We start from the raw sequence: 22,959 nt of genomic DNA on the forward strand, positions 1-22,959 counted from the left end.
TCCCCCGTGGGTGCGCCCGCCTCCCGCGTTCCGCCTCCGGCGGGTGTCAGCCGCGCGGGCCGACCGCGTAGCCGTACTGGACGGGCCAGTCGCGGGGGACGTCGAGGGCGCGGGCGGCGTGCAGCGGCCAGTAGGGGTCGCGGAGCAGTTCGCGGCCGAGCATGACGGCGTCGGCGCGGCCCTCGGCGACGATCTCCTCGGCCTGGGCGGCGTCGGTGATCAGGCCGACGGCGTTGACCGGGAGGCCGGACTCGCGGCGGACGGTCTCGGCGAACGGGACCTGGTAGCCGGGCCCGACGGGGATCTCCGCGCGCGGGACGTTGCCGCCGCTGGAGACGTCGATCAGGTCGACGCCGATGGCCTGGAGCTCCTTGGCGAGCAGCACCGACTCCTCCAGCGTCCAACTGGGCTCCTCCGGGCGCCAGTCGGTGGCGGAGACCCGGAACAGCACCGGGAGCTCGGCGGGCCAGACGGCCCGGACCGCGGTGGCGATCTCGCGGGCCAGCCGGCTGCGTCCGGCGAAGTCGCCGCCGTAGCCGTCGGTGCGGTGGTTGGAGACCGGGGAGAGGAACTGGTGCACCAGGTAGCCGTGCGCGCCGTGCACCTCGACCACCTGGAAGCCGGCGGCCAGGGCGCGGCGGGCGGAGGCGGCGAAGTCCTCGACCAGCTCGGCGATCTGCGCCTCCGTCAGCTCGACCGGCACCGGGTAGGGCGCGTCGAAGGGCACCGGGGAGGGGCCGACGACCTGCCAGCCGCCCCGCTCGACGGGGAGCGGTCCGCCGCCGTCCTGCGGCCTGCCGGTGGACGCCTTGCGGCCGGCGTGGGCCAGCTGGATCGCGGGGACGGAGCCGTGCCGGGCGATCAGCGCGGCGACCCGGGCCAGTCGCTCCTGCTGGCGGTCGTTCCACAGGCCGAGGTCCCACGGGGAGATCCGGCCGTCGGGGCGGACGCCGGTGGCCTCGACCATCACGAGCCCGGCGCCGCCGGCGGCGCGGGAGCCGAGGTGGGCGAGGTGGAAGTCGGTGGCGGCGCCGGTGTCGGGCCCCTCGGAGGCGGCGGAGTACATGCACATCGGGCTGAGCCAGATCCGGTTGGGGATGGTCAGCGAGCGGAGGGTGAGGGGTTCGAACAGGGCGCTCACGGCTGCCTGTCCTTCCTGTGGGCCGGACACGGGGGTGCTTTCGCTTCGTACGATACTCACCGTACTACGACAGCTGTCAAACTACGAGAGTTGTCGTACTATGAGCCCGTGACCGTCGACCACGACCGGGACTGCCCCGGCCTGCTGCCCGAGCCCGCCACCGCGGAGCTCCAGCTGGTCTGCGTGCTGCACGCGCTGGCGGACCCGATCCGGCTGCGGATCGTCGCCGAGCTCGCGGGCGCGGGCGGCAGCGAGCTGAACTGCCTGGCGTTCGAACTCCCGGTCACCAAGTCGACGATGACGCACCACTTCCGGGTGCTGCGGGAGGCCGGGCTGATCCGCCAGCACCGGCGCGGCACCTCGAAGATGAACAGCCTGCGCGAGTCCGACCTGGCCGCCCGCTTCCCCGGCCTGCTGGACGCGGTCCTGGCCGCCGCGCCCGCCGCGCGCTGACCGCCACCACCCGCCACCACCCGCCGCACACCGGCCCCCACCCGTCGCACACCGGCCGCAGCGCGCCGACCGCCGTCCGCCGTCCGTCGCGCCACTGTGCGCGCCGCCCGCCCCGGGGGCCCCGCGCGCACCACCGCAGCGATCTTCCCTGACACGGTCATGCCTGGTCACGCGCCCTTCACCCGAGTTGCTCCACTGTTCATCCCGCGTGGTCATTTGGTCTATACCAATCGGGTAATCTGACCGGCGACAGGTGTCAATGTCTGGCCGTGGGGGGCCCAATGACTGTCAATCACCTTCCGTCACCACCTTCCGACCAGGAGCTCTATTGGTATTTCGGGCCTCAGCGCCGCTGGGTCCCGCTGCTCTCCGCGCTCGCCTTCACGGTCAGCGCGGGCACCATGTTCAGCTTCTCGCTGCGCACCCCGGCCCTGTGGCCGTTCCTCGCCGTGCTGAGCATCAACGCCGTCGCACTCGCCCTGACCTGCCTGAACGGCCTGCGCCGCCGCCGCTTCACCCGGGGCGGCCACGAACTGCTGGTCGCCGCCTGGCAGCCGGCCGCACCGCCGTCCGTCGATCTGTACCTGCCGACCTGCGGCGAACCGCTCGACATCCTGGCCAACGCCTACCGCGCCGTCGCCCGCAGCTCCTACCCGGGGCGGCTCGACGTGTGGGTGCTCGACGACGCCGACCGGCCCGAAGTCGCCCGGCTGGCCGAGGAGTTCGGCTACCACTACGTGGTCCGCCCGAACCGCGGCGAGTTCAAGAAGGCCGGCAACCTCAACCACGCGCTGACCCTGAGCAGCGGCGAGTTCGTCGCCATCCTGGACGCCGACTTCGCGCCGCGCGCCGACCTGCTCCAGCACCTCCTGCCGTACTTCGGCGATCCGGCGGTCGGCATCGTGCAGAGCCCGCAGTGCTTCGACACCGACGCCTCGATGGGCTGGGTGCAACGCGCCGCCGGGTCCGCCCAGGAGTGGTTCTTCCGCTGGGTGCAGCCCAGCCGGGACGCCTCCGACGCCGCCATCTGCTGCGGCTCCAACGCCGTCTACCGGCGCGCCGCGATCGACGCCGCCGGCGGCTTCGCCCGGCTCGACCACAGCGAGGACATGTACACCGGCCTGGCCCTGCACCAGCGGGGCTACACCACCCGCTACGTGCCGGTGCTGGTCGCCAAGGGCACCTCGCCCGACTCCACCACCAGCTTCGTCAACCAGCAGTACCGCTGGACGATGGGCAACCTGCACCTGATCGGCGACCGGGCCGCCCGCCGGGCGATGACCTGGCGGATGCGCCGCTGCTTCGACGAGGGCATCGTCGGCTACCTGGCCGCCGCCGTCAACGTGCTCACCGCGCCGCTGCCGCCGCTGGTGATGCTGTTCGCCTTCCCCGGCGAGGTCCGGGCCTGGTACGTGCTGCCGCTGATCTCGCTGCTGTGGCTGTGGCACGTGCTGCTGCCCCGGGTCAGCCGCACCCGCTGGCGCTCCGAAGTGCTGCGCGCCAACGTGCTGATGAGCTTCGCCGCCGCCACCGCGTACTGGCACACCCTGCGCGGCCGCAGCGCCGCCTGGGTGCCCACCGGCGTCGCCGGACCCGGCCGCTCCGGCGGGATGGCCCGCAAGGTGCTGCTGGTCTCGCTGCTGTGGACGGCCGGCACGCTGGCCGCCACCGCCGCCGGCGTGGCCGTCGCCACCGCCCTGCACGGCTGGCACACCACCTGGGGGCTGGCCCTGTACCTGGCCGTGCAACTGCACCTCGGGGTGCCGCTGATCCGCGACCTGTACACCGAACTCCGGCCGCGCGCGGCCGAGTCCGCCGGAACCGCGGAGTCCGCCGGAACCGCCGGAACCGCCGAACCGACCGAATCCGGGGCCCGCCCGGCGATGCGTCCGCGGCGCTGGCCCGAGGCCCTCGCCGTCACGAGCACGCTCGCCCTGGTCGCCCTGCTCGCCTCCGGCTGGGCGGCTCCGATGCTGCCCTGGCTGGGCTGAAAGGTCCACGCTCCCGTGTCCACCAGTACCGCCCCGAGTACCGCCCCGCTCACCGTCGTGCTGCACCGCCCGCCGGTCGAGCGGCCGAAGTTCCGACCCGACATCGAGGGCCTGCGGGCCGTCGCCGTCCTCGCCGTGCTCGCCTTCCACGCCGCCGTACCCGGTCTCGCCGGCGGCTTCGTCGGCGTCGACGTCTTCTTCGTCGTCTCCGGCTACCTGATCACCGGCCTGCTGCGCACCGAGACCGGGCGGCACGGACGCGTCCGGCTGGCCGAGTTCTACTCCCGCCGGGCCCGCCGCCTGCTGCCCTCCGCCGCCGTCGTGCTGGCCGCCACCGCCGTCCTCGGCGCCCTGCTCACCGCGCCGCTGCGCCGGGCCGACCTGGAGCGCGACGTCCTCGCCTCCGCGCTGTCCGTCGCCAACTGGCGCTTCATCGCCGAACAGACCGACTACCTGGCCGCCGGCCGCGACCCGAGCGCACTGCTGCACTTCTGGTCGCTCGCCGTCGAGGAGCAGTTCTACCTGCTGTGGGCCCCGCTGCTGGCGCTCGCCGCCCGCTGGGCCTGGCGGCGGCGCACCCTGCTCGGCCTGACCCTGCTGCTCGGCGCCGGCTCGTTCTGGCTCTCCCTGCACTGGAGCGCCGGCGCCTACCTCTCCACCCCGACCCGGGCCTGGCAGTTCGCCGCCGGCGCCGCCGTCGCCCTACTGCCGGTCCGCGAACTTCCCAGGCTGGTACGGGAGTTGCTCGGCCTGGGCGGCCTGGCCGGGGTGCTCGTCGCGGTGCTGCTGTTCGACGGGCACACCCGCTACCCCGGGTACGCCGCGCTGCTGCCGACCGCCGCCACCGCCGCGATCGTCCTGGCCGGCTCGGCCGGACCCCACCTGGTGGGGCGGGCGCTCTCGCTCGGCGCGCCCCGGGCGGTCGGCCGGCTCTCCTACAACCTGTACCTGTGGCACTGGCCGGTGCTGGTGCTCGCCGAGGCGCACTGGGGCGCCCTGCCCTGGGGCGCCAAGGCCGCGCTCACCGCCGCCGCCGCGCTGCCCGCGTACGCCGCGCTGCGCTGGCTGGAGCAGCCGCTGCGCCGCAGCCTGGTGCTGGGCGAGATCCCGCGCCGCGGGCTGTCGCTGGGCCTGGCCGCGGTGGTCTTCCCGGTGCTGCTGGCGCTGGTCGTCGGCTCCGGCACCATCCGCAACCTGGGCCCGGCCACTCCCCCGGACCCGTCCGGCCTGCCGCCCGGCGCCCGCACCGGCAGCAGCCTGCTGGCCGCCGCGCCGCCCCCGCACGCGCCGACCGTGCCCAACCCCGTCCAGGCCCGGCAGGACTTCCCGCCGGACGGCGGCTGCGAGGTCGACCCGGCCGACACCACCAGCCCGCCCTGCCGCTTCGGCACCGGCGAGGACCGGATCGTGCTGCTCGGCGACTCGCACGCCGGCCAGTGGTTCTCCGCGCTGCTCGGCATCGCCGCCCAGCACCGGCTGTCCGTCGAGGAACTCGTCAAGCAGGGCTGCCCGCCGGCCGAGATCACCGTCACCAACCCGCAGTTGGGCCGGACCTACCACGAGTGCGACACCTGGCGGGCGAACGTGCTGGCCCGGCTGAAGGACGGCCCGAAGCCGAAGCTGGTCGTGGTCTCCGCGCTCAACCGCTACACCGCCGACCGGGCCGCGCTGCTGCGCGGCTGGGAGCGGACCCTCGCCCCGCTGCGGGAGCTGGGCGTGCCGGTCGTCTACCTCCAGGACACCCCGGTCCCCGGCCGGGACGTCCCGGCCTGCGTCTCCGGCCACCCCGACACCACCTCCGCCTGCGACTTCCCGCGCGCCGAGGGCCTGTACGCCGACCCGCTGGCCGAACAGATCGCCGCCGGGGCGTTCCCCGGCGTCCGGACGGTCGAGGTCAACTCGGTGCTCTGCCCGGCCGACGGGCGCAGCTGCCCGGCCGTCCTGGAGCACGTGCTGCTGTACCGCGACGACTCCCACCTGACCAACGCCGCGGCCGTGGTGCTCACCCCGCGGCTGGACCGACTGCTGATCGAGGCGGGCGCGTTCGGCGCCGACGGCGACTGGACGACGCTGCTCCGGGACGAGTTCGACGGCCCGGCCGGGAGCCGGCCGGACGCCGCCACCTGGCAGTACGACCTGGGCACCTGCTACCCCGGCTGCCCGGCCGTCCAGTGGGGCACCGGCGAGATCGAGACCATGACCGACGCGGCCGAGAACGTCCGCCTGGACGGCGCGGGCGCGCTGGAGATCACCCCGACCCGGGACGCGGCCGGCCGCTGGTCCTCCGGGCGGATCGAGTCCCGGCGGGCCGACCTGGCCGCCCCGGCGGGCGGAGTCCTGCGGGTGGAGGCCGAGGTGGCGCTGCCCGACGTGCACGGCCCGGCCGCCGCCGGGTACTGGCCCGCGTTCTGGGCGCTCGGCGGCCGGCTCCGCGACGGGTACACCGGCTGGCCCGGCGTCGGCGAGCTGGACGTGCTCGAATCCGTCGGCGGCCGGGGCGGGTTCGGCACCCTGCACTGCGGCACCACGCCGGGCGGCCCCTGCCAGGAGCCGAACGGCCTGGGCTCCGGCGAACAGCCCTGCGCCGACTGCTGGGGCGCCTTCCACACCTACACCGTCGAGATCGACCGCTCCACCAGCCCCGAGCGGGTCCGCTGGCTGCGCGACGGCCGGGAGTACTTCCGGGTCACCGCCGACCAGGTCGACCCGGCCGCCTGGGACCAGGCCGTCCACCACGGGATCTTCCTGATCCTGAACGTCGCCGTCGGCGGCAACCTCCCCGCCGCGTACGGCAGTTCGCCCACGGCCGCGACCGAACCGGGCCACCCGATGAAGGTCGCCTCGGTCACCGTCTCGACGAAGGGATGACGACGGGATGACGACGGGGTGAGGACGGCGGGGGCGCGGGGAGCCGCGCGGCCCGCCACCCCCCACGGGATCGCGGCACGGTGCTCACCCGCACCGTGCCGCGATCTCCGCGTGGCGGCTCACTCCGGCTTGCGGAACATCCGGGTCGCGGTGATCTCGCCGTGGACGGCCGGCCCGTCCGGGTCCTGCGGGGCCGGGAGGCCGGGGCGCAGGTGCTCCTCCACCGAGATGTACTTGAGGCCGGCCCGCAGGTCGGCGTCGTTGCGCAGCCGGATGACCAGCGGGAACTCGGCCAGCGCGGTGGTGTCGAACAGGCCGGTGGTGTAGATGAGCTGGACGCCGAGCGCGTCGGCGACGGCGCGCTGGAGCTCCAGCAGGTAGGTCGCGTTGGCGCGGCCGATCGGGTTGTCGAGGAACAGCGTGCCGGCGTGCCTCAGCCGGGACTGGCCGCGGTCGTTGGCGCGCAGCGCGGCCATCGTGCAGTACAGGGCGATGGCGGCGGTGAGCAGCTGGCCGCCGGAGAAGACGTCCGACATCTGGCCGACCGAGACGCGTTCGGCGCGCAGCACCGCGTCCGGCTTGAGGATCTCGACCGAGACGCCCTTGGGGCCGATCGCGGCGGCGACGCCGCGCAGCAGCAGGGACATGCCGTCGCGGCGCAGGTCGGAGTTCTTCCGGACGGCGGAGCGGGTGGCCTCGTCGATGACCTCGCCGAGCCGTTCGACCAGGACGGCGTGGTCCGGGTCCTCGAAGCGGATCCGCAGGAACTCCTGGCCCGACCACTCGCCCAGGCCCTCGGGGAGGCGGGAGAGCCGCTGGGCGGCGCGCAGGGTGCCGAGCGAGGTCTCGACCAGGCCGCGCAGGCGGTCGACGATGGAGGAGCGGTTGCGTTCCAGCTGGGCGAGTTCGTCGGTGAGCACCCGCAGCCGGGGGGCGAACGCGGCGGCCCAGGCCGCGGCGTGGTCGGGCAGGGCGGCGGCGGGCAGCTCGCGGATCTGCTGGCGGGCGGGGGTGCGGACGGCCTCGTAGCGGGCGGCGTTGGCGTGCCGGACCAGGGCGTCGGCGGCGTCGCGGACGGCGAGTTCGGCGCCGGTGAGCTCGGTGGCGGCGGTGCGCATGGCGCGCCGGGTGTCGGTGACGGCGGCGCGGGCGGCGGCCAGCGAGCCGAGGTAGGCGTCGGCCTCGGCGTCGCCCTCCTCGCCGTTGTCGCGCAGCGCGTCGCGGAGCTGTCCGGCGAGTTCCTCGAAGTCGCTCGCGGCGGCCTGCGCCTGGTCCAGCGTCCGTTGCAGGTCGGCGTGGTCGGTGCGGGCGGAGTCGACCCGCTCGCGGCGGTCGGCGAGCAGCGCGGTGGCGGTGCGCAGCAGGACCTGGGCGTGCTCGGGGTCGGCGGGGAGCAGGTCCTCGGGCAGTTCGGTGTGGGCTCCGCCGTTCGCCGGGGCGGAGCGTTCGGCGTCGCCGCGCAGCCGGCCGACCTCCTCGGAGGCGGCGTCGGAGCGGGCCTCGATGAGGGCGACGAGTTCCTCGGCGCGGGCGGCGGCGGCCTGCCGGGCGGGGCCGTCGGCGCCGTCGGGGCTGGCGAGCAGTTCCTCGGCGCGGGACTTGACCTTGTTGCTGAGGCGCTGGAGTTCGGTGGCGGCGGCGGTCTCGTCGCTCTCGGCGCGGGCCTGTTCGGCGCGCAGGTCGGCGCCGACGCCGACCTTCTCGTAGAGCTGGGCGGCGGCCCGGTACGCCTCGCGCAGGGCGGGCAGCGAGGCGGGGGTGGCGGCGGGGTCGGGTTCGGCGTCGGCGCCGACGGCGGCGATCTCGGCGCGTTCGCCGCGCAGGGTGCGGGCGGTGCGGCGGGCGTCGTCGGCGGCGCGCTGGGCGGCGCGGCGGTCCTCGTCGCAGGTGCGGGCGCGTTCGGCGCACTGGGTCTGGCGGCGTTCGCACTCGGCGACGTCGTCGGCGAGTTCGCGCAGCCGGCGGGTCCAGTTGGGGCGTTCGCGCAGCCGGAAGGCGAGTCCCTCGAGGACGTCGGCGCGGCGGCGGGCGCGCTGGGCGGCCTCCCGGCACTCCTCGTGGCGGGCGGCGGCGGCCTGGTGCTCGGTGTCGGCGTCGGCGCGGTCGGCGCGCAGGGTGGCGAGTTCGGCGGCGGTGGTCTCGGCGCGGTGGGCGGCCGCGGCGGCGGTCTCGGCGAGTTCGGCGAGGGTGCCGGGCGGGCAGCTGGCGTGCCAGGAGGCGAGCCGGGCGGCGAGGGCGCGGTCGCCGCCGAGCCGGGCGGCGAGTTCGCGGATGTGCTCCTCGCGGGCGGTGGCCCGGGCGCGCAGTTCGCGGCGTTCGTCGTCGGCGGCGGTCTCGTTGTGCATGGCCGGGTTGGGCGGCACGATGAAGAAGGGGTGGTGCGCGGAATCCGACGCTGCCTCGATCGGGGCGATCAGCGCGGCGGCGGTGCCGACGGCGACGGTGGAGCGCGGCAGCAGGGCGGCGGCGGCCAGCGCCTCGCGGGCCCGGTCGAGCGAGGCGGGGTCGGTGACGACGACGCCGTCGACGAGTTCGGGGCGGGCGGCCAGGATGGCGTCGTGGTCGGCGGGGTCGACGGACTGGGCGAGGTAGCGCCAGCCGGGCAGGGCGGGGATGCCCTGCTCGCCGAGGTGTTCGACGGTGGCGAGGACGTCGGGGCCGGGCGGCAGCAGTCCGCCGTCGCCGAGCGCGGCGAGGATGCGGGAGTCGTCGGCGGCGGCGGTGCGCAGGTCGAACAGGGTGCGTTCGGCGGTGGCCACCGACTGGTCGAGCAGTTCGCGCAGGTCCTCGGCGGAGGCGTCGAGCCGGCGGGGCGTCAGGAAGCCGTCGGCCGCCTCGGCGCCGTCCTGGTAGGGCGTCAGGGAGAGCAGTTCGGCGAGCCGGGGTTCGGCGGCGAGCCGGGCGGCGGTGCGCTGTTCGGCGGCGAGCGCGCGCTCGGCGGCGGCGCGGGCGTCGTTGGCGCGGGCGGCGGCGAGGTCGGCGCGGGCTTCGGCGGCGGCGGCCTCGCGGGCCCGGGCGGCGGCGTGCTCGGCGGCGGTGCGGGCCCGGTCGAGCGCCTCGGCGGCGGCGGCCCCGGCGTCGGCGGCCTGGAGGGCGGCGCGGGCCGGGTCGGGTTCGGCGCCGGAGCCGTCGATCCAGCCGGCCTCGACGGCGGCGGCGGTCTCCTGCTCGACCTCGGCGAGGCGCTGGCGCAGGTGGTCGGCCTCGGAGCGGGCCTTCTGGGCGGCGGTGGCGGCGGCGGTGGCCTCGGACTGGGCGGTGGCGCCGTCCTGCTGGAGTTCCTCGGCGCGCAGTTCCTCCTGGTCGGCGCGGGTCTCGGCGGAGGCGGCGGCGGCTTCCAGGGCGCGGGCGAGGGCGGTGGCGGCGCGGTCGCGGGCGGCGAGGGCGGGGGCGGCGTCGAGTTCGGCCTCCCGGATGGCGGCGGCGACCCGGCCCGCCCGGTCGGCGGCGGCGCGGTGGCGCAGGACGGCCTCGGCGGCCTGCCAGGCGGCGGCCTGGGAGCGGGCGTCGGTGAGTTCGCGGCGCAGCCGGGCGGCTCCGGCGGTGGCCGCCTCCAGGCCCAGCGTGGCGTGCCGGTAGGTGAGTTCGGAGACGATCAGCGAGTGCCGGGTGCGGTCGGTCTCGGCGGCGGTGACGGCGCTCGCGGCGGCGGCGACCTCGACGGCCAGGTCGTGCACCCGGTCGCGTTCGACGGCGGAGCGGGCGGCGAGCGACAGCGCCAGCTTGCGGGTGCGGCGCTCGGCGGCCCGGTGGCCCTCGCGGACGGTCTCCCGGGCGGCGGTGGCGTCGACGATGCGCTGGAGCAGGTCGACCGAGCCGGCCGTGAAGTCGCGTTCGGCGGTGAGTTCGGCGCGGCGGCCCAGCTTGGCGGCGAAGCCGTGGACGAGGTCGGCGAGGCCGTCGGTGTCGCGGGTGTCGGTGACGGCGCGCAGCAGCAGGTCGGTGAAGTCGGCGTCGTTGCGGACCGCGAACAGGCCGGCCGCCTCGCCCTCGTCGGCGTTCATCTCGCGCTGGTAGCGGAAGAGTTCGGGGTCGAGGCCGAGGGCGCCGAGGTGCTCGATCCAGCGGTCGTGGATCTCCTCGAAGGTGACGTCGAGGTGGGGGTGGGCCTTGGCGGCCTCGGTGAGCGCGTCCCGGAAGCCCTTCATGGTGCGGCGGCGGCCGCGGGCCTGCTGGTCGCCGGTCAGGGCGGGGCGTTCGGCGACCGGCAGGCCGTCCAGGGTGAGGCCGGGGCCGGGCCGGAAGGAGTACCAGAGTTCGGCGAACTTCCGCGGGTCGGAGGAGACCTGGCGGCCGCGCCACTCGCTGACCTTGCCGACCACGATGAGTTCGCCGGTGACGGTGTGCTGCCACTCCAGGGCGACGTGGCCGCAGTCGTCGGCGAGCAGGAACTTGCGCAGCACGCCGGAGGAGGCGCCGCCCAGGGTGTTGCGGTGGCCGGGCAGCATCACCGAGAAGATCAGCTTGAGCAGCACGGACTTGCCGCCGCCGTTCTCCAGGAACAGCACGCCGGCCGGCGCGGGGCGGCGCTGCGGGCCCTCGGGCTCCTCGCCGAACAGGCCGATCTGCTGCGGCTGCGGCTCGGGCACCGGCTCGCCGACTCCGCGCAGGTCGAGCACCGTGTCGGCGTAGCGGGCGCCCGCCGGTCCGATCGAGTACAGGCGGACCCGGTTCAGCTCGTACATGTGCGGTGGTTCTCCTGGAGCGGTGGCAGCGGGGGCGGCGGTGGCAGCAGTGGTAGCGGTGGCGGCGGGGGACGACGGGAGGTCAGAGGGCGTGGAAGGGCAGGCCGGCGTCGGCGACCAGCTCGTCGCTCTCGTCGGGCGGGGCCAGGGTGGGGGTGCCGTCGCTGACCGGGACGACGCCCAGGTCGAGGAGTTCGGCCATCGCGGCGCTGCCGGCCAGGTCGCGGACCTGCAACTGGTAGCGGGCGGTGGTGCGGTAGGTGCCGCCGGAGTCGTCGGAGGTCTTCTGCAGGAAACCGGAGTCGACCAGGAAGGACACCGCCTTGGAGACGATGCCGGTGGTGGAGCCGGACAGCCGGCGGGCGTCCTTGGTGGCGCCGGTCGCGGAGCGGCGGGCCCAGACCCGCCAGGCGGCCTCCAGGCCGGGGGCGTCGCTGGCCGGGTCGGTGTTGGCGCCCTCGGCCTCGGCGCGCTCCTCCAGTCGGCGGCACGCCTGCCGGACGAAGGCGTCCACGCCGTTGACGGTGACCCGGCCGAGGTAGCCGTCGTCGGCGAGGTCCTCGGGGCGGGGGAAGGCCAGCGCGGCCACCGCGAGGTGCGCGAGGCCGTGCAGGAAGCGGTCGGTGGACTCGGTGGCGGCCCGCCGCGCGTAGTCGCCCATCCGGACGGCGAACACCGAGTCCTCGGCGGCGGCCACCGCCATCCCGGCCCGGGCCGAGACCTCCAGCACCACCAGGCCCATGCCGGTGGCGACGGCGTCGGCGAGCCGCCCGAACGGCGGGTCCTCCCGGTAGCGGCGCACCAGTTCGCCGTACTCGGCGTCCCGGGCGGGCAGCAGCTTGGCCTGGAGGCCGAAGGAGACCAGCCGGGCGGCCTCGGTGACGTCCGCCGGGCTGATCGGCGCGGGGGCGGCGGCGGCCGGTTCGGCCTCGGGCGGTGTCCACGCCTCGCTGGTGGTGGTCATCCGAGGGCTCCTTCGATCCGGGCGGTGCGGGCGGTACGGGCAGTGCAGGTGGTGCAGGCGGTACGGGCGTCGCCGGTCACCCGGCGTCCCGGGCGTCCCGGGCGGCCTTGGCGGCCTTCGCGTCCTTGCGGTCGGCGGCCATGCCCACCGCGTCCAGCAGCGCGCTGCCGACGATCAGGTCGGCGCCGCCGAAGCCGGGGTCGTCCAGCCGGGTGCCGTCGTCCACGGCGAACAGCAGCCGCTCCTCGCCCTGCCGGTAGGCGGTGCCGACCGGCGGGCTGGCCGCGTGCACGGCCAGCAGGGCGACCAGGTAGGCGAGTTCGTCGCCGGTGCCGTCGCCGTCGAGTCCGGCGCCGCGGCGGCGGGCGTCGGCGAGCAGGCCGGAGAGCCGGCGCGGGGCGTCGGCGGGCAGGTCGAGCAGGTCGAGGGCGGCTTCCAGCTGGGCCTCGGAGAAGCGGCTGTCGTCGGGGGTGGCGACCAGGTCGGGCTCGGGGAGTTCGGCGCCGAGGTGCTCGCGCTCGACGGGCGGGGTGAGCAGCAGGTCGACCAGGTCGGTGACCCGGACCGCGACGGGGGTGCGCAGGCCGACGGCGCGGGCGAAGAACGCGTCGGTGGGGCGGGTGGCGTCGCCGAGCGGCAGGGTGAGGACGGGGGCCAGCAGCTGGCCGTACAGGTCGATGCCGCTGCGGGCGGTGGGCGCGGCGAACGCCTGCCGGTCCTGCTCGGCGCGGAACAGCGGGCCGGCTTCCAGCAGCCGGGTCTGGAGCTGGGTGTGGCGGCGGATGCAGTCCTTGACGATGTCGACCAGTTCGGCGGCGCGGCGCTTGTGCTCGCCGTCGACGCTCTCGTCGCGGGCCTTGCGGATGTTGGTGAGGATCGCGTTCTCGTGCCGGTAGCGGTCGGCGATGTGGTCGAGCGCCTCGTCGATCAGGTCCGGGACGGTCTCCATCCAGTCGACCGCGCGGACGTTGCGCCGGGTGGCCTCCAGGGCGCGGCGCAGCGTCTCGGCGTACTGGACGGTGCGGTAGCGGGCCTGTTCGGCGGCGAGCTGGGCGTCGGCGAGGCGGCCGCGGCGGATCAGCACCTCCAGCTTGACCTCGGCGGCGATCTGGGCCGAGGTCACGTCGGTGTCGAGCGCGCCGACCAGCACGTTGACGGCCTCGTCGGTGGTGCGCAGGTACACCCCGCCGTCCTGGCCGGGGACCTCCTCGATCAGCTTGAAGTCGTAGTCGCGCCGGGTGTACTCGCCGTCCGGGCCGAAGGTGCCGTAGACGGCGCGGAAGCCGCGGTCCACGCTGCCGACGTTGATCAGCGACTCCAGCACCCAGCGGGCGACCCGCTCGTGCTCGGCGGCGGCCCGCTGCGGGTTCTGGGCGGCGATCCGGGGGAGCAGGCGGCTGAGCACTATGTCCCGGTCGGCGCCGGTGTCGAAGTCCATGTTGAGCGTGACCAGGTCGATCGCGGCGAGGCCGACCTCGGCCATCGCGTACGAGGCGTACTCGCCGGCCAGGTTGACCTTCCGGCCGTCCAGGTCGTGCAGCGGGGCGGTGCAGGCCAGCGCCTTGAGGCGGCGGGCGAGCCCCTCGTCGGCGGCCGGGCCGGGGGCGGGCCGGGTGGGTTGGTCTGCGATGGCGGTCACGGTGGACAAGATTAGGGCTTTCCGCGGACAGGTCCGAAAAGTCCCTTTCGGGCGGGCTGTCCCGGCATGTTGAACACGTTCAAATTCAGGTCTAGAGTCCAAGGCGCGACACCGTGTGCCGTCTCCGGCACCCGCGCCATGAGGGGGGTCCCCATGTCCGACATCGCCACCGTCCCCGCCGGTTCCACCACGGCGGGACCGGATTCCGCGTCCACCACCGACACCGCGCTCGTCCGCCGCCGCATCCGGCGCTGGCTCTGGCTGTTCATCGCCTGCCTGGTGCTCAGCGGCCTGACCGCCTTCCCGCTCCGGTCCGAGACCTCGCTGCTGGCCCGCCTGGTCGACGCCACCGGCCTGGACTCCGCCTTCCCCGCCCTCGACGCCCGGGTCCACCGCGTCAGCGAGGGCGTCGCCGACGGCTACGGCCGCCACCCCTTCCTCGCCTACGGCACCGACTGGCTGGCCTTCGCCCACCTGGTGATCGCCGCCGCCTTCTGGGGCCCGCTGCGCGACCCGGTCCGCAACGTCTGGGTGATCCGCTGGGCGATGCTCGCCTGCGGCGGCGTCGTCCCGCTCGCCCTGATCTGCGGCCCGCTGCGCGGCATCCCGCTGTTCTGGCAGTGCGTCGACATGTCGTTCGGCCTCGTCGGCATCGTCCCCCTGCTGGTCGTCCACCGCCTGATCCGCGCCCTGGAGTGGCAGCAGGCCGTCAGCGCCCACCACGACTTCGCCCGGGCCGTCCCCAGCCCCTGAGCGCCCCCGCTCCACCGGCACGGAGTGCCGAGCCTTCGGGGGGAGGCTCGGCACTCCGTGCCGTACCCCGACTCCGCGGCGGCGATGCACCGGTACGCGTTCTCGTCCGCCACCGCCGCCCGGTCCACCGCCGCGAACCGAGCCAGCAGCGCGTCCGCCGCCCGCGACTCCGCCAGCTCCGCCGCCGCCTCCGCCGCCTCGCCCGCCCCGTACCGCTCGGCCTGCTCGGCGGCCTCCCGGGACGGCCCGACGCACGCGAGTGGCTCCGCCGCCCCGGAGTTCAGCAGCCGGGTTCCTCCCCGGTCTCCGGCAGCAGCCGCACCGACCCGCCGTCCGCCCGCATCCCGATCGCACCGATCCCCGCGTCCACGGCGAGCACCCGGCACCGCGCCCCGCCCACCTCCCGCTCCCCGTACGGCGCCCGCCGCCACGCCCCGGGACAGGGCGGCACGTCGGCGCGGGCGGCGGTCAACGCGTCCGGCTCGGCGTCGCCCATCCGGCGACGTCAGCTCCGGCCGCCGACGGCCCGCGGCCGGTGCGGCACCGCCGTCAGCCGCAGGTCGCCGTCCCAGGACTCGCAGCGGACGGTGCCGGTGGGGAAGTCGAGTTCGAGGGCGGTGCGGCCGGTGTGCGGGGTGAACTCCTGGCGGGTGGCGAGGACGGGGTGGCCGAGGTGCGGGGTGAAGGGGGTGCCGGTGGGGGCGTCGCGGACGTCGAGGCGGCCCCACTCCCCCAGGTCGAGGTCGGCGTGCGGCCGTTCGTCGGCGACGATCAGGCACCAGTCGCTGCCGGTGGCGACGAAGGTGCAGCCGCCGCGGTCGTCGCGCAGCCAGACCACCACGGGCTCGGCCGCCCGCTCGCCCCGGTGGGAGTACCAGGACGCGACCACGCCGGTCAGCCGGCGGCCGACCAGGGCGGCGAGGTCGGGGCCGGGGCCGTGCGCGGGGCACATGGCGGGCGCGGTCACCAGCGCATCCGGACGTCCTCGGCCCAGCCCAGCAGTCCGTCCACCGCGACCCGCAGGCCGTCGTCGGTGCGGACGGTGCCCGAGTAGTGGCCGAAGCACTGGTCGGTGCGGTTGGCGACGAACCCCGCCTCGGTGCGGGTGCGGCGGTCGTGGAAGGGGGTGAAGGTGAGGTCGACCCGGTCGCTGTCGGGGGTGGTGATCCGCCAGGGGGCGAGCGGGTCGGCGGGGTCGTGGTGCCAGGCCAGCTCGGTGCCGATCTTGCTGAGGCGGCCGTCCACGCAGAGCGCGTTCTCGGTGCTGCCGGTGCCGGCCGTCCACTGCCCGCCGAACTGGAGGCCCACGGTGTGCCCGTCGGTGCGGCCGGACGCCGCGCCCCAGTTCCAGCCGAGCGAGCGCGGCCAGCGCCCCCGGCCGTGGTCGAGCACGCCCCAGGAGTCGTCCCCGAAGTCGTACGTGCGGTCGCCGAGCCGGACGGTGCCGGTGGCGGGGCGGGCGGTGTGCTTGGAGGTGTACTGGAAGCGCCGCTCGTCCCAGGGGACGACCACCGACAGGGTCTCGTGGCCGTCGGGCAGCGCGACCAGCAGGTCGGCCTCCAGCGGGCGCAGGTCGGCGGTGAGGGCGCGGGCGCGCAGCCGGGTGCCGCCGGGTTCGTGGGTGACCGAGATCCGGACCCGGCGGCGGCCGGGCCGCTCCGGGCCGACGGTGAGGTCCGCGCCGTGCGGGCCGCCGGAGCCGGCGACGCCCTCGGGGAAGGCGGTGCGGCGGGTCGGCAGGCCGGGGGCGATCGCGGTGCGCTCGTGCTCCTCCAGGACGCCGTGCCCGTCCCAGGCGAGGAAGTACGCGGTGTCGAGGGTGAGGAAGTCCAGGTCGCTGACGGTGAGCGCGAGCAGGTGGGTGGGCGTGGTGACGCACCAGTACTCCCAGCGCTTGGTGCGCCCCCAGCCGCGCAGGTTGGCGCGGTGCAGCGGGGTGCGCGACCAGCCGACGGCCCCGCGGTCGAGCCGCCCGTCGGGGCGGCACAGGTCGACGGGGGCGGTGATCTCTCGCTCGTGGGTCGCCATCCGCGCACCCTACTGCCGCGACCCGCGCGAGAGCCACGGACGGACGCGCGCGGGCCGGTCCTCCCCCGGGGAGGACCGGCCCGCCGCAGAGGCCCTGCGCGGCGCTACTTGGTGGTTGCGCCCTCGGGGACGTCGGGGACGGCGGACAGCGGCGTGCCGTCCGCCGGCCCGGCCGCGCCGCCCGCCACCGCGCGGCGGACGCCGGGGATGGCGAGGGTGACCAGGGCGGCCGCCACGGCCGCGCCCGCGCCGATCAGGAAGGCGGTGCGGAAGCCGCTCTCCGACGGCAGCACGTGGCCGTGGAAGTCGGTGGTCAGGTGGGCCAGCACCACGCCGATGACGGCGGAGGAGCTGGAGGTGCCGATGGAGCGCATCAGGGTGTTGAGGCCGTTGGCGGCGGCGGTCTCGGAGACCGGGACGGCGCCCATGATCAGGGCGGGCATGGCCGCGTAGGCGAACGCGATGCCGCCGCTGATCAGGCAGGAGAAGACCAGCACGCCCCAGGCGTGGCCCATCAGGGCCAGCGCGGAGAGGTAGCCGCAGGTGATGACGACGGCGCCGACCAGCAGCGAGACCTTGGGGCCCTTGGCCTTGGAGAGCTTGGCGGAGATCGGCGAGAGCAGCATCATGACCAGGCCGGCGGGGGCCATCCAGAGGCCGGCGGCGACCATCGACTGGCCCAGGCCGTAGCCGGTGGCGGTGGGCATCTGGAGCAGCTGCGGGGAGACCAGGCTCATCGCGTACATCGCGAAGCCGATCACCACGGAGGCGAGGTTGGTCATCAGCACCTGGCGGCGGGCGCTGGTGCGCAGGTCGACCAGCGGCTGTTCGGTGCGCAGCTCCCACCAGCCCCAGACCGGGAGCACCACGACGGTGGCGGCGAGCATGCCCAGGGTGGTGCCGGAGCCCCAGCCCCAGTCGCTGCCCTTGGAGATGGCGAGCAGCAGGGCGACCAGTCCGATGGTGAGCCCGATCGCGCCGACCACGTCGAAGCGTCCGCCGGAGCGCACCGGGGACTCGGGGACGAGGAGGAACACGGCGGCGGCGACCACCGCGCCGAGCGCGGCGGAGATCCAGAACAGCGCGTGCCAGCTGGTGTTCTGGGCGATGACGGCGGACAGCGGCAGGCCGAACGCGCCGCCGATGCCGAGCGAGGAGCTCATCAGCGCCATCGAGGAGCCGAGCTTCTGCGGCGGCAGTTCGTCGCGCATGATGCTGATGCCGAGCGGGATGACGCCGGCGCCGATGCCCTGGAGCGCGCGGCCGACCACCATCGGGGCGAGCGAGCTGCTGAAGCCGCAGACCAGCGAGCCGATGACGAGCATGGTGAGGCTGGCGAGCAGGATCCGGCGCTTGCCGTACATGTCGCCGAGTCGGCCGAGCACCGGGGTGGCCACGGCACCGGCCAGCAGGGTGGCGGTGATCGCCCAGGAGGCGTTGGCGGCCGTGGTGTGGAGCAGGTTCGGCAGGTCCGGGATCAGCGGGACGACCAGGGTCTGCATCAGCGAGACCACGATGCCCGCGCCGGCGAGCACTCCGACGATGGGGCCGGTGCGTGCCTGACTCATGGGGTACTTCCATCTCTTCGGCTAGATATGCATGATGCACACAATGTGTACCATACATATGTCCTGCTCGCGGGATATGCTGCCGAAAAGTGACGCACGGGACGGAGGAGCATGCGGCGCGACAAGGAACTCGCCCTGATCGAAAGGGAAATGATGCTGCTCGCCCGCCACCAGGTGCTCGCCACCGCCCGGACCGACGGCGGCCCCGACGCCCTGGAGCGCAGCGCCTACACCCTGCTCAGCCGGATCGAGACCGAGGGCCCGCTGACCATCGGTCAGCTCGCCGAGGCGTTCGGGCTGGACACCTCCACCGTCAACCGGCAGAGCGCCGCGATGCTGCGGGCCGGGCTGGTCGACCGCATCCCCGACCCGGACGGCGGGGTGGCCCGCAAGCTGCGGATCACCGAGGAGGGCCTGCGCCGCCTGCGCCAGGACCGCGACTGGTCGATCGAGGGCCTGTCCCGGGTGGTCACCGGCTGGACGGCCGAGGACCTGGCCGCCTTCGCCGAGGTGCTGGAGCGCTTCAACCGCGACATCGAACAGCTCCAGGGCCGCCCCTGGCCGCGCCACTGACCCTCCCCCTCGCCCGCTCCCCGACGCCGCGTCAACCCGGAGCGACGGCCGCTCCCCCCGACGGGGGTTGCGCCGAGCGGGTGGCCGTCGCGACGCCCGTCCGCGACCCGGCGGGTAAAACCTGTCACCCGGGCCGCGACCACCGCCCCGGCCGAAACGATCAGGCCCTACGATCAGCCCCAGGAGCGGAGCCCGGGCCCGGATCGGCCCGCGCGGAAGGGCGGACGGGGAGAGAGTGGCCGACGCGGTGATCGACCTCAATGCGGACCTCGGCGAGGGCTTCGGACGCTGGAGCCTGACCGACGACGACGCCCTGCTCTCGGTGGTCACCAGCGCCAACGTCGCCTGCGGCTTCCACGCCGGCGACCCGTCCACGATGCGCCGGGTCTGCTCGCTGGCCGCCGAGCGCGGGGTGCGGATCGGCGCCCAGGTCTCCTACCGCGACCTGGCCGGGTTCGGCCGCCGCGCCATGGACGTCCCGCCGGACGAACTGGCCGACGAGATCGCCTACCAGATCGGCGCGCTCCAGGTGTTCGCCCGCGCGGCCGGCTCCCGGGTCTCCTACGTCAAACCGCACGGCGCGCTCTACAACCGGGTGGTGCAGGACAACGAGCAGGCGGAGGCGGTGGTCTCCGGCGTCCTGCGGGCCGGTGCGGTCTGCGACGGGCCGCTGCCGCTGCTCGGCCTGCCCGGCTCCCGGCTGCTGGCGGTGGCCGAGGGCGTCGGACTGCCCGTGGTCACCGAGGCGTTCGCCGACCGCGCCTACACCTGGGCCGGCACCCTCGTCCCGCGCCGCGAACCGGACGCCGTCGTGCACGACCCCGAGGCCGTCATCGCGCGCGCCGTCGGCATCGCCCGGGACGGCACCGCCACCGCCGTCAGCGGCGAACCCATCACCGTCCGGGCCCGCTCGCTCTGCGTCCACGGCGACACCCCCGGCGCGGCCCAACTCGCCTGGCGCATCCGCGGCGCACTCGCCTCCGCGGGCGTCCGCGTCGAAGCCTTCACCTGACCGGCGCCCGGGAAAATTCCTCGAATTCCCCCTCCCCCACCCACCCCGGAAAGGCCCTTCCCCGGTCCTCCACCCCACCCCCGCACGCCTGCGCCCCCACCACCGTCGACCTCGCCCTCAGCTGGACCGGCCGCGGCGGCATCCGCTGCTACGCCAACAGCCGCCGCACCGGCAGCGGCACCCATCTCACGGGCTTTCACGACGGCCTCCGGGCCGCGCTGCTCCCGCACATGGGCGAGCACGCCCTGCGCGCGGTGCTCGCCGAACTGACGGCGGTCGTCTCGGTGAAGCTCGACGACCCCCACTACGAAGGCTCCACCCGCGAGGTGCTCGGCAACCACCCGGTCCGCGCCCGCGTCGCCGAGACCGTCCGGCGCGCGGTGGAAGCCTGGCTGGTCGAGCACCCCCGCACCTTCGGGTGATCCCCCGGAGCGCGGACGTCAGGTCAGGGCGAGCAGGCCGACCGCGAGGGCGGCGGTGCCGAGGCCGGCGAGCTGGCCGCGGTGGATGCGTTCGGCGAGGACGGCGCGGGCCAGCAGCACCGTGCCGGCGGGGTAGAGCGCGGTGATCACCGCGACCACCGCGAGGTCACCGCTGCGGGCGGCCAGCAGGAAGAGCACCCCGGCGGCCGAGTCGAGCACTCCGGCCGTGGCCGCCAGGCCGTACGCGGGGCGTTCGGGGCCGAGGCGGCGGCGCCACAGGGCGGCGGCCGCGAGGGTGAGGACGGAGGTGACGGCCCGGCCGACGATCAGCGGGGCGATGCCGCTGCCGGACGGGGCCTGGTGCAGGCAGACCAGCTGGACGGCGATCGCGGTGCCCGCGCCGAACGCCAGCAGCAGCGCGGGGCGGGTCACCCGGGCCCGGCCGTCGGCCGTCCCCGCGCTCACCAGCACCACCGCGACCAGTGCCAGCGGCAGGCCCAGCAGCCCGGCGGCGCCCAGGTGTTCGCCCTGCAACAGACCGACGGCGACCGGCAGCATCGCGGAGATCAGCGCCGTCACGGGCGACAGCACGTTCATCGGACCGATCGCCAGCGTCCGGTACAGCAGCGCGAACGCCGCCGCCGAGGCCGCCCCGGAGGCCGCGCCCCAGCCGACCGCCCCGGCGTCGAACCGGGCGCCGAGCAGCGGCCAGAGCAGCACCTCGACGGCCAGGCTGGCGGGCGCGGCGACCAGCACGGTGCGCAGCACGTGCGCGCGGCGGGCGCCGAGGCCGCCGAGGAAGTCGGCGCAGCCGTAGGCGAGGGAACTGCCGAGGGCGAGCAGCAGGGCGATCATGGCACTTCCCCATCGGTGGGACGGAACGACCGGAACGGTACAGCAGAGTGCACGCCACAGGCCAACACAGTGACCGCCCGGGGCATTCCCCGCCCGCCCCGCCACCCGCCACAACCGCCGTCCGGCACGACCGTCACCCGCCGACCGCCGCCTGCCACGGCCGCCCACCGCCGCCGCCGCCGCCGAAACCCGCTTGCCGCGCCCCCGCCCCCGGTGCTCTGCTCGGCCCGTGAACGAACCCCTCCCGCCGCGGCACGTCCGCCTGCGCACCGACCGGCTGGTCCTGCGCCGTTTCACCCCCGCCGACCTACCCGCCGTCACCGCCCTGTGCGGCGACCCGGAGGTGATGCGGTACATCGACGACGGCCGCCCCGTCCCGCCGGACCGGGTCGCGGACGAGCTGCTGCCCGGCCTGCTGCGCGCCTACGCCGACCTGCCGGGCGGGCTGGGCTGCTGGGCGCTGGAGGCCGGCGGTCGCTTCCTCGGCTGGGCGGCGCTGCACCCGCCGTCCTCCGTCGGGCTGGAGCCGGAGCGGCGGCCGGACCACCTGGAGCTGGGCTACCGCCTGCGGCCCGCCGCCCGGGGCCTCGGGTACGCCACCGAGGCGGCGACGGCCCTGGTCGGGGCGGCGTTCGGGGAACGGCCGGGGACGGAACGGGTGGTGGCCACCACGATGGCGGTGAACACGGCCTCCCGCCGGGTGCTGGAGCGGGCCGGGCTGCGCCACGTCCGGACGTTCTCCGCCGACTGGCCGGACCCGATCCCGGGCAGCGAGCACGGCGACGTGGTGTACGCCCTGACCCGCGCCGAGTGGGCGGCCGACACCCGCTGAGCACCCGCCGACCGCCCGATCCGCCGCAATGGTCCGGAATTGCCCGGACTGCCCCTTTGCGATCTTCGGGACATCCGGACCCCTTATCATCTGGCCACACCGGACAGCCCCCAGCCGCCGGACCACCCCACGAGCGAACAGGAAACCGCCCATGCTGAGCCTCCGAGAGATATCCGCGGCGGGTGTCCGGTGATCGACTGGTTCCACGCGGCCGTGCTCGGCCTGGTGCAGGGCCTGACCGAGTTCCTGCCGGTCTCCTCCAGCGCGCACCTGCGGGTCTTCTCCGCCCTGGCCGGCTGGGACGACCCGGGGGCGGCGTTCACCGCGGTGACGCAGCTGGGCACCGAGTCCGCGGTGCTGATCTATTTCCGCCGGGACATCGGCGCGATCATCAAGGCGTGGACGCTGTCACTGCTGCGCAAGGAGTGGCGCGGCGACCCCAACGCCAGGCTCGGCTGGTACGTGATCATCGGCACGCTGCCGATCGGCATCCTCGGCAAGCTGTTCCAGGACACCATCGAGACCACCCTGCGCGACCTGCGGCTGATCGGCACCACCCTGATCCTGTTCGGCGTGATCCTGGCCGTCGCCGACCGCTCCCGCGCCGTCCGCCACGCCCGCGGCGTCGACTCGCTGAACTTCAAGCACGCCCTGGTCTACGGCGCCGCCCAGTCACTGGCCCTGATCCCCGGCGTCTCCCGCTCCGGCGGCACGATCAGCGCCGGCCTGTTCCTCGGCTACAGCCGCGAGGCCGCCGCCCGCTACTCCTTCCTGCTCGCCATCCCCGCCGTGCTGGCCTCCGGCGGCCTCGAACTGCTCAAGATCGGCGAGGGCCCGGCACCCGCCTGGGGCCCGACCGTTCTGGCCACCCTGATCGCCTTCGCGGTCGGCTACGCGGCGATCGCCTGGTTCCTCAAGTACATCTCGCACAACAGCTTCACGCCGTTCGTGGTCTACCGGATCCTGCTCGGCATCACCATCATCGCCCTGGTCACCGCCGGCACCCTCGCCCCCGACGCGGGCGCCGTCCACTGACCCACCCCCATCGCACCACCGTCCCCCGGGGGGGGGGGGGCGGGGGGCCCCCGCGGCGCGGGCCCCCCCCCCGGGCCCCCCCCCCCCCCCCCCCGGGGGGGCCCCCCCCCCCGGGGGCCCGGGGGGGGGGGGGGCGCGCG

Annotated in this window: 18 protein-coding genes; 9 read left to right on the top strand and 9 right to left on the bottom strand. The window is 75.5% G+C overall.

What is annotated here, in order from left to right; translation table 11 throughout:
- Positions 1-46: 46 nt before the first annotated feature.
- Positions 47-1,141, bottom strand: coding sequence for an NADH:flavin oxidoreductase/NADH oxidase (locus tag ACIQVD_RS33295; RefSeq protein WP_402292622.1), 1,095 nt, complete (start codon positions 1,139-1,141; stop codon positions 47-49).
- 108 nt (positions 1,142-1,249) lie between these two features.
- Here ACIQVD_RS33295 and ACIQVD_RS33300 point away from each other — a divergent pair, with 108 nt between their 5' ends.
- The 3 genes from ACIQVD_RS33300 to ACIQVD_RS33310 all read left to right on the top strand — a co-directional run bounded on the left by ACIQVD_RS33300 (position 1,250) and on the right by ACIQVD_RS33310 (position 6,453).
- The gene (locus ACIQVD_RS33300; protein ID WP_402292623.1) at positions 1,250-1,594 is read left to right on the top strand and encodes an ArsR/SmtB family transcription factor; all 345 of its coding nucleotides are present in this window, start codon (positions 1,250-1,252) and stop codon (positions 1,592-1,594) included.
- Positions 1,595-1,875: 281 nt separating this feature from the next.
- A complete protein-coding gene (locus ACIQVD_RS33305) occupies positions 1,876-3,585 on the top strand; it encodes a glycosyltransferase family 2 protein (RefSeq protein WP_400693726.1) in 1,710 nt (569 codons plus the stop codon).
- 15 nt (positions 3,586-3,600) lie between these two features.
- The gene (locus ACIQVD_RS33310) at positions 3,601-6,453 is read left to right on the top strand and encodes an SGNH hydrolase domain-containing protein (RefSeq protein ID WP_402292624.1); all 2,853 of its coding nucleotides are present in this window, start codon (positions 3,601-3,603) and stop codon (positions 6,451-6,453) included.
- Between the two features lie 119 nt (positions 6,454-6,572).
- Here ACIQVD_RS33310 and ACIQVD_RS33315 read toward each other — a convergent pair whose 3' ends face one another.
- The 3 genes from ACIQVD_RS33315 to ACIQVD_RS33325 form a co-directional block, all read right to left on the bottom strand.
- Positions 6,573-11,138: a hypothetical protein gene (locus ACIQVD_RS33315; RefSeq protein ID WP_400693732.1), complete on the bottom strand. Its 4,566-nt coding sequence runs from the start codon at positions 11,136-11,138 to the stop codon at positions 6,573-6,575.
- An 82-nt stretch (positions 11,139-11,220) separates the two neighbouring features.
- A complete protein-coding gene (locus tag ACIQVD_RS33320; RefSeq protein WP_400693735.1) occupies positions 11,221-12,102 on the bottom strand; it encodes a hypothetical protein in 882 nt (293 codons plus the stop codon).
- A gap of 76 nt (positions 12,103-12,178) precedes the next feature.
- A complete protein-coding gene (locus tag ACIQVD_RS33325; protein ID WP_402292625.1) occupies positions 12,179-13,741 on the bottom strand; it encodes a hypothetical protein in 1,563 nt (520 codons plus the stop codon).
- Between the two features lie 153 nt (positions 13,742-13,894).
- On the opposite strand from ACIQVD_RS33325, the gene ACIQVD_RS33330 reads away from it, so the two are divergent.
- Complete coding sequence (locus tag ACIQVD_RS33330) at positions 13,895-14,494, top strand: hypothetical protein (RefSeq protein ID WP_402292626.1); 600 nt, start codon at positions 13,895-13,897, stop codon at positions 14,492-14,494.
- A gap of 280 nt (positions 14,495-14,774) precedes the next feature.
- On the opposite strand, the gene ACIQVD_RS33335 is transcribed toward ACIQVD_RS33330, so the two are convergent.
- The 4 genes from ACIQVD_RS33335 to ACIQVD_RS33350 form a co-directional block, all read right to left on the bottom strand.
- Positions 14,775-14,990, bottom strand: coding sequence for a hypothetical protein (locus tag ACIQVD_RS33335; protein ID WP_402292627.1), 216 nt, complete (start codon positions 14,988-14,990; stop codon positions 14,775-14,777).
- Positions 14,991-14,999: 9 nt separating this feature from the next.
- A complete protein-coding gene (locus tag ACIQVD_RS33340; protein WP_402292628.1) occupies positions 15,000-15,461 on the bottom strand; it encodes a hypothetical protein in 462 nt (153 codons plus the stop codon).
- Entirely contained in the window at positions 15,458-16,522 is a 1,065-nt protein-coding gene (locus ACIQVD_RS33345; RefSeq protein WP_402292629.1) for a DUF2804 domain-containing protein, read from the bottom strand. Before ACIQVD_RS33345 ends, ACIQVD_RS33340 begins: the two co-directional genes overlap by 4 nt.
- A 104-nt stretch (positions 16,523-16,626) precedes the next feature.
- Complete coding sequence (locus ACIQVD_RS33350) at positions 16,627-18,090, bottom strand: MFS transporter (RefSeq protein ID WP_400693750.1); 1,464 nt, start codon at positions 18,088-18,090, stop codon at positions 16,627-16,629.
- A 111-nt stretch (positions 18,091-18,201) separates the two neighbouring features.
- On the opposite strand from ACIQVD_RS33350, the gene ACIQVD_RS33355 reads away from it, so the two are divergent.
- From ACIQVD_RS33355 to ACIQVD_RS33365, 3 genes are all read left to right on the top strand, one after another.
- A complete protein-coding gene (locus tag ACIQVD_RS33355; protein WP_400693753.1) occupies positions 18,202-18,663 on the top strand; it encodes a MarR family winged helix-turn-helix transcriptional regulator in 462 nt (153 codons plus the stop codon).
- A 247-nt stretch (positions 18,664-18,910) separates the two neighbouring features.
- The gene (locus ACIQVD_RS33360) at positions 18,911-19,675 is read left to right on the top strand and encodes a LamB/YcsF family protein (protein WP_402292630.1); all 765 of its coding nucleotides are present in this window, start codon (positions 18,911-18,913) and stop codon (positions 19,673-19,675) included.
- On the top strand, positions 19,672-20,097 hold the full coding sequence (locus ACIQVD_RS33365) for a hypothetical protein (protein ID WP_402292632.1): 426 nt from the start codon (positions 19,672-19,674) through the stop codon (positions 20,095-20,097). Before ACIQVD_RS33360 ends, ACIQVD_RS33365 begins: the two co-directional genes overlap by 4 nt.
- 18 nt (positions 20,098-20,115) lie before the next feature.
- On the opposite strand, the gene ACIQVD_RS33370 is transcribed toward ACIQVD_RS33365, so the two are convergent.
- Positions 20,116-20,952: an EamA family transporter gene (locus tag ACIQVD_RS33370; protein ID WP_402292631.1), complete on the bottom strand. Its 837-nt coding sequence runs from the start codon at positions 20,950-20,952 to the stop codon at positions 20,116-20,118.
- Between the two features lie 229 nt (positions 20,953-21,181).
- Between ACIQVD_RS33370 and ACIQVD_RS33375 the strand changes: the two genes are divergently transcribed.
- A complete protein-coding gene (locus ACIQVD_RS33375) occupies positions 21,182-21,784 on the top strand; it encodes a GNAT family N-acetyltransferase (RefSeq protein WP_400693765.1) in 603 nt (200 codons plus the stop codon).
- Between the two features lie 192 nt (positions 21,785-21,976).
- On the top strand, positions 21,977-22,819 hold the full coding sequence (locus ACIQVD_RS33380; RefSeq protein WP_400693768.1) for an undecaprenyl-diphosphate phosphatase: 843 nt from the start codon (positions 21,977-21,979) through the stop codon (positions 22,817-22,819).
- Positions 22,820-22,959 lie beyond the last annotated feature (140 nt).

This window comes from Kitasatospora sp. NPDC090308 (assembly GCF_044769485.1).
GTDB lineage: Bacteria > Actinomycetota > Actinomycetes > Streptomycetales > Streptomycetaceae > Kitasatospora > Kitasatospora fiedleri.

Excerpts from the sequence above, each read along its gene's own strand:
- ACIQVD_RS33305 (WP_400693726.1), top strand. The coding sequence starts at position 1,876 with ATGACTGTCAATCACCTTCCGTCACCACCTTCCGACCAGGAGCTCTAT.
- ACIQVD_RS33315 (WP_400693732.1), bottom strand. The coding sequence starts at position 11,138 with ATGTACGAGCTGAACCGGGTCCGCCTGTACTCGATCGGACCGGCGGGC.
- ACIQVD_RS33320 (WP_400693735.1), bottom strand. The coding sequence starts at position 12,102 with ATGACCACCACCAGCGAGGCGTGGACACCGCCCGAGGCCGAACCGGCC.
- ACIQVD_RS33330 (WP_402292626.1), top strand. The coding sequence starts at position 13,895 with ATGTCCGACATCGCCACCGTCCCCGCCGGTTCCACCACGGCGGGACCG.
- ACIQVD_RS33335 (WP_402292627.1), bottom strand. The coding sequence starts at position 14,990 with ATGGGCGACGCCGAGCCGGACGCGTTGACCGCCGCCCGCGCCGACGTG.
- ACIQVD_RS33345 (WP_402292629.1), bottom strand. The coding sequence starts at position 16,522 with ATGGCGACCCACGAGCGAGAGATCACCGCCCCCGTCGACCTGTGCCGC.
- ACIQVD_RS33350 (WP_400693750.1), bottom strand. The coding sequence starts at position 18,090 with ATGAGTCAGGCACGCACCGGCCCCATCGTCGGAGTGCTCGCCGGCGCG.
- ACIQVD_RS33355 (WP_400693753.1), top strand. The coding sequence starts at position 18,202 with ATGCGGCGCGACAAGGAACTCGCCCTGATCGAAAGGGAAATGATGCTG.
- ACIQVD_RS33370 (WP_402292631.1), bottom strand. The coding sequence starts at position 20,952 with ATGATCGCCCTGCTGCTCGCCCTCGGCAGTTCCCTCGCCTACGGCTGC.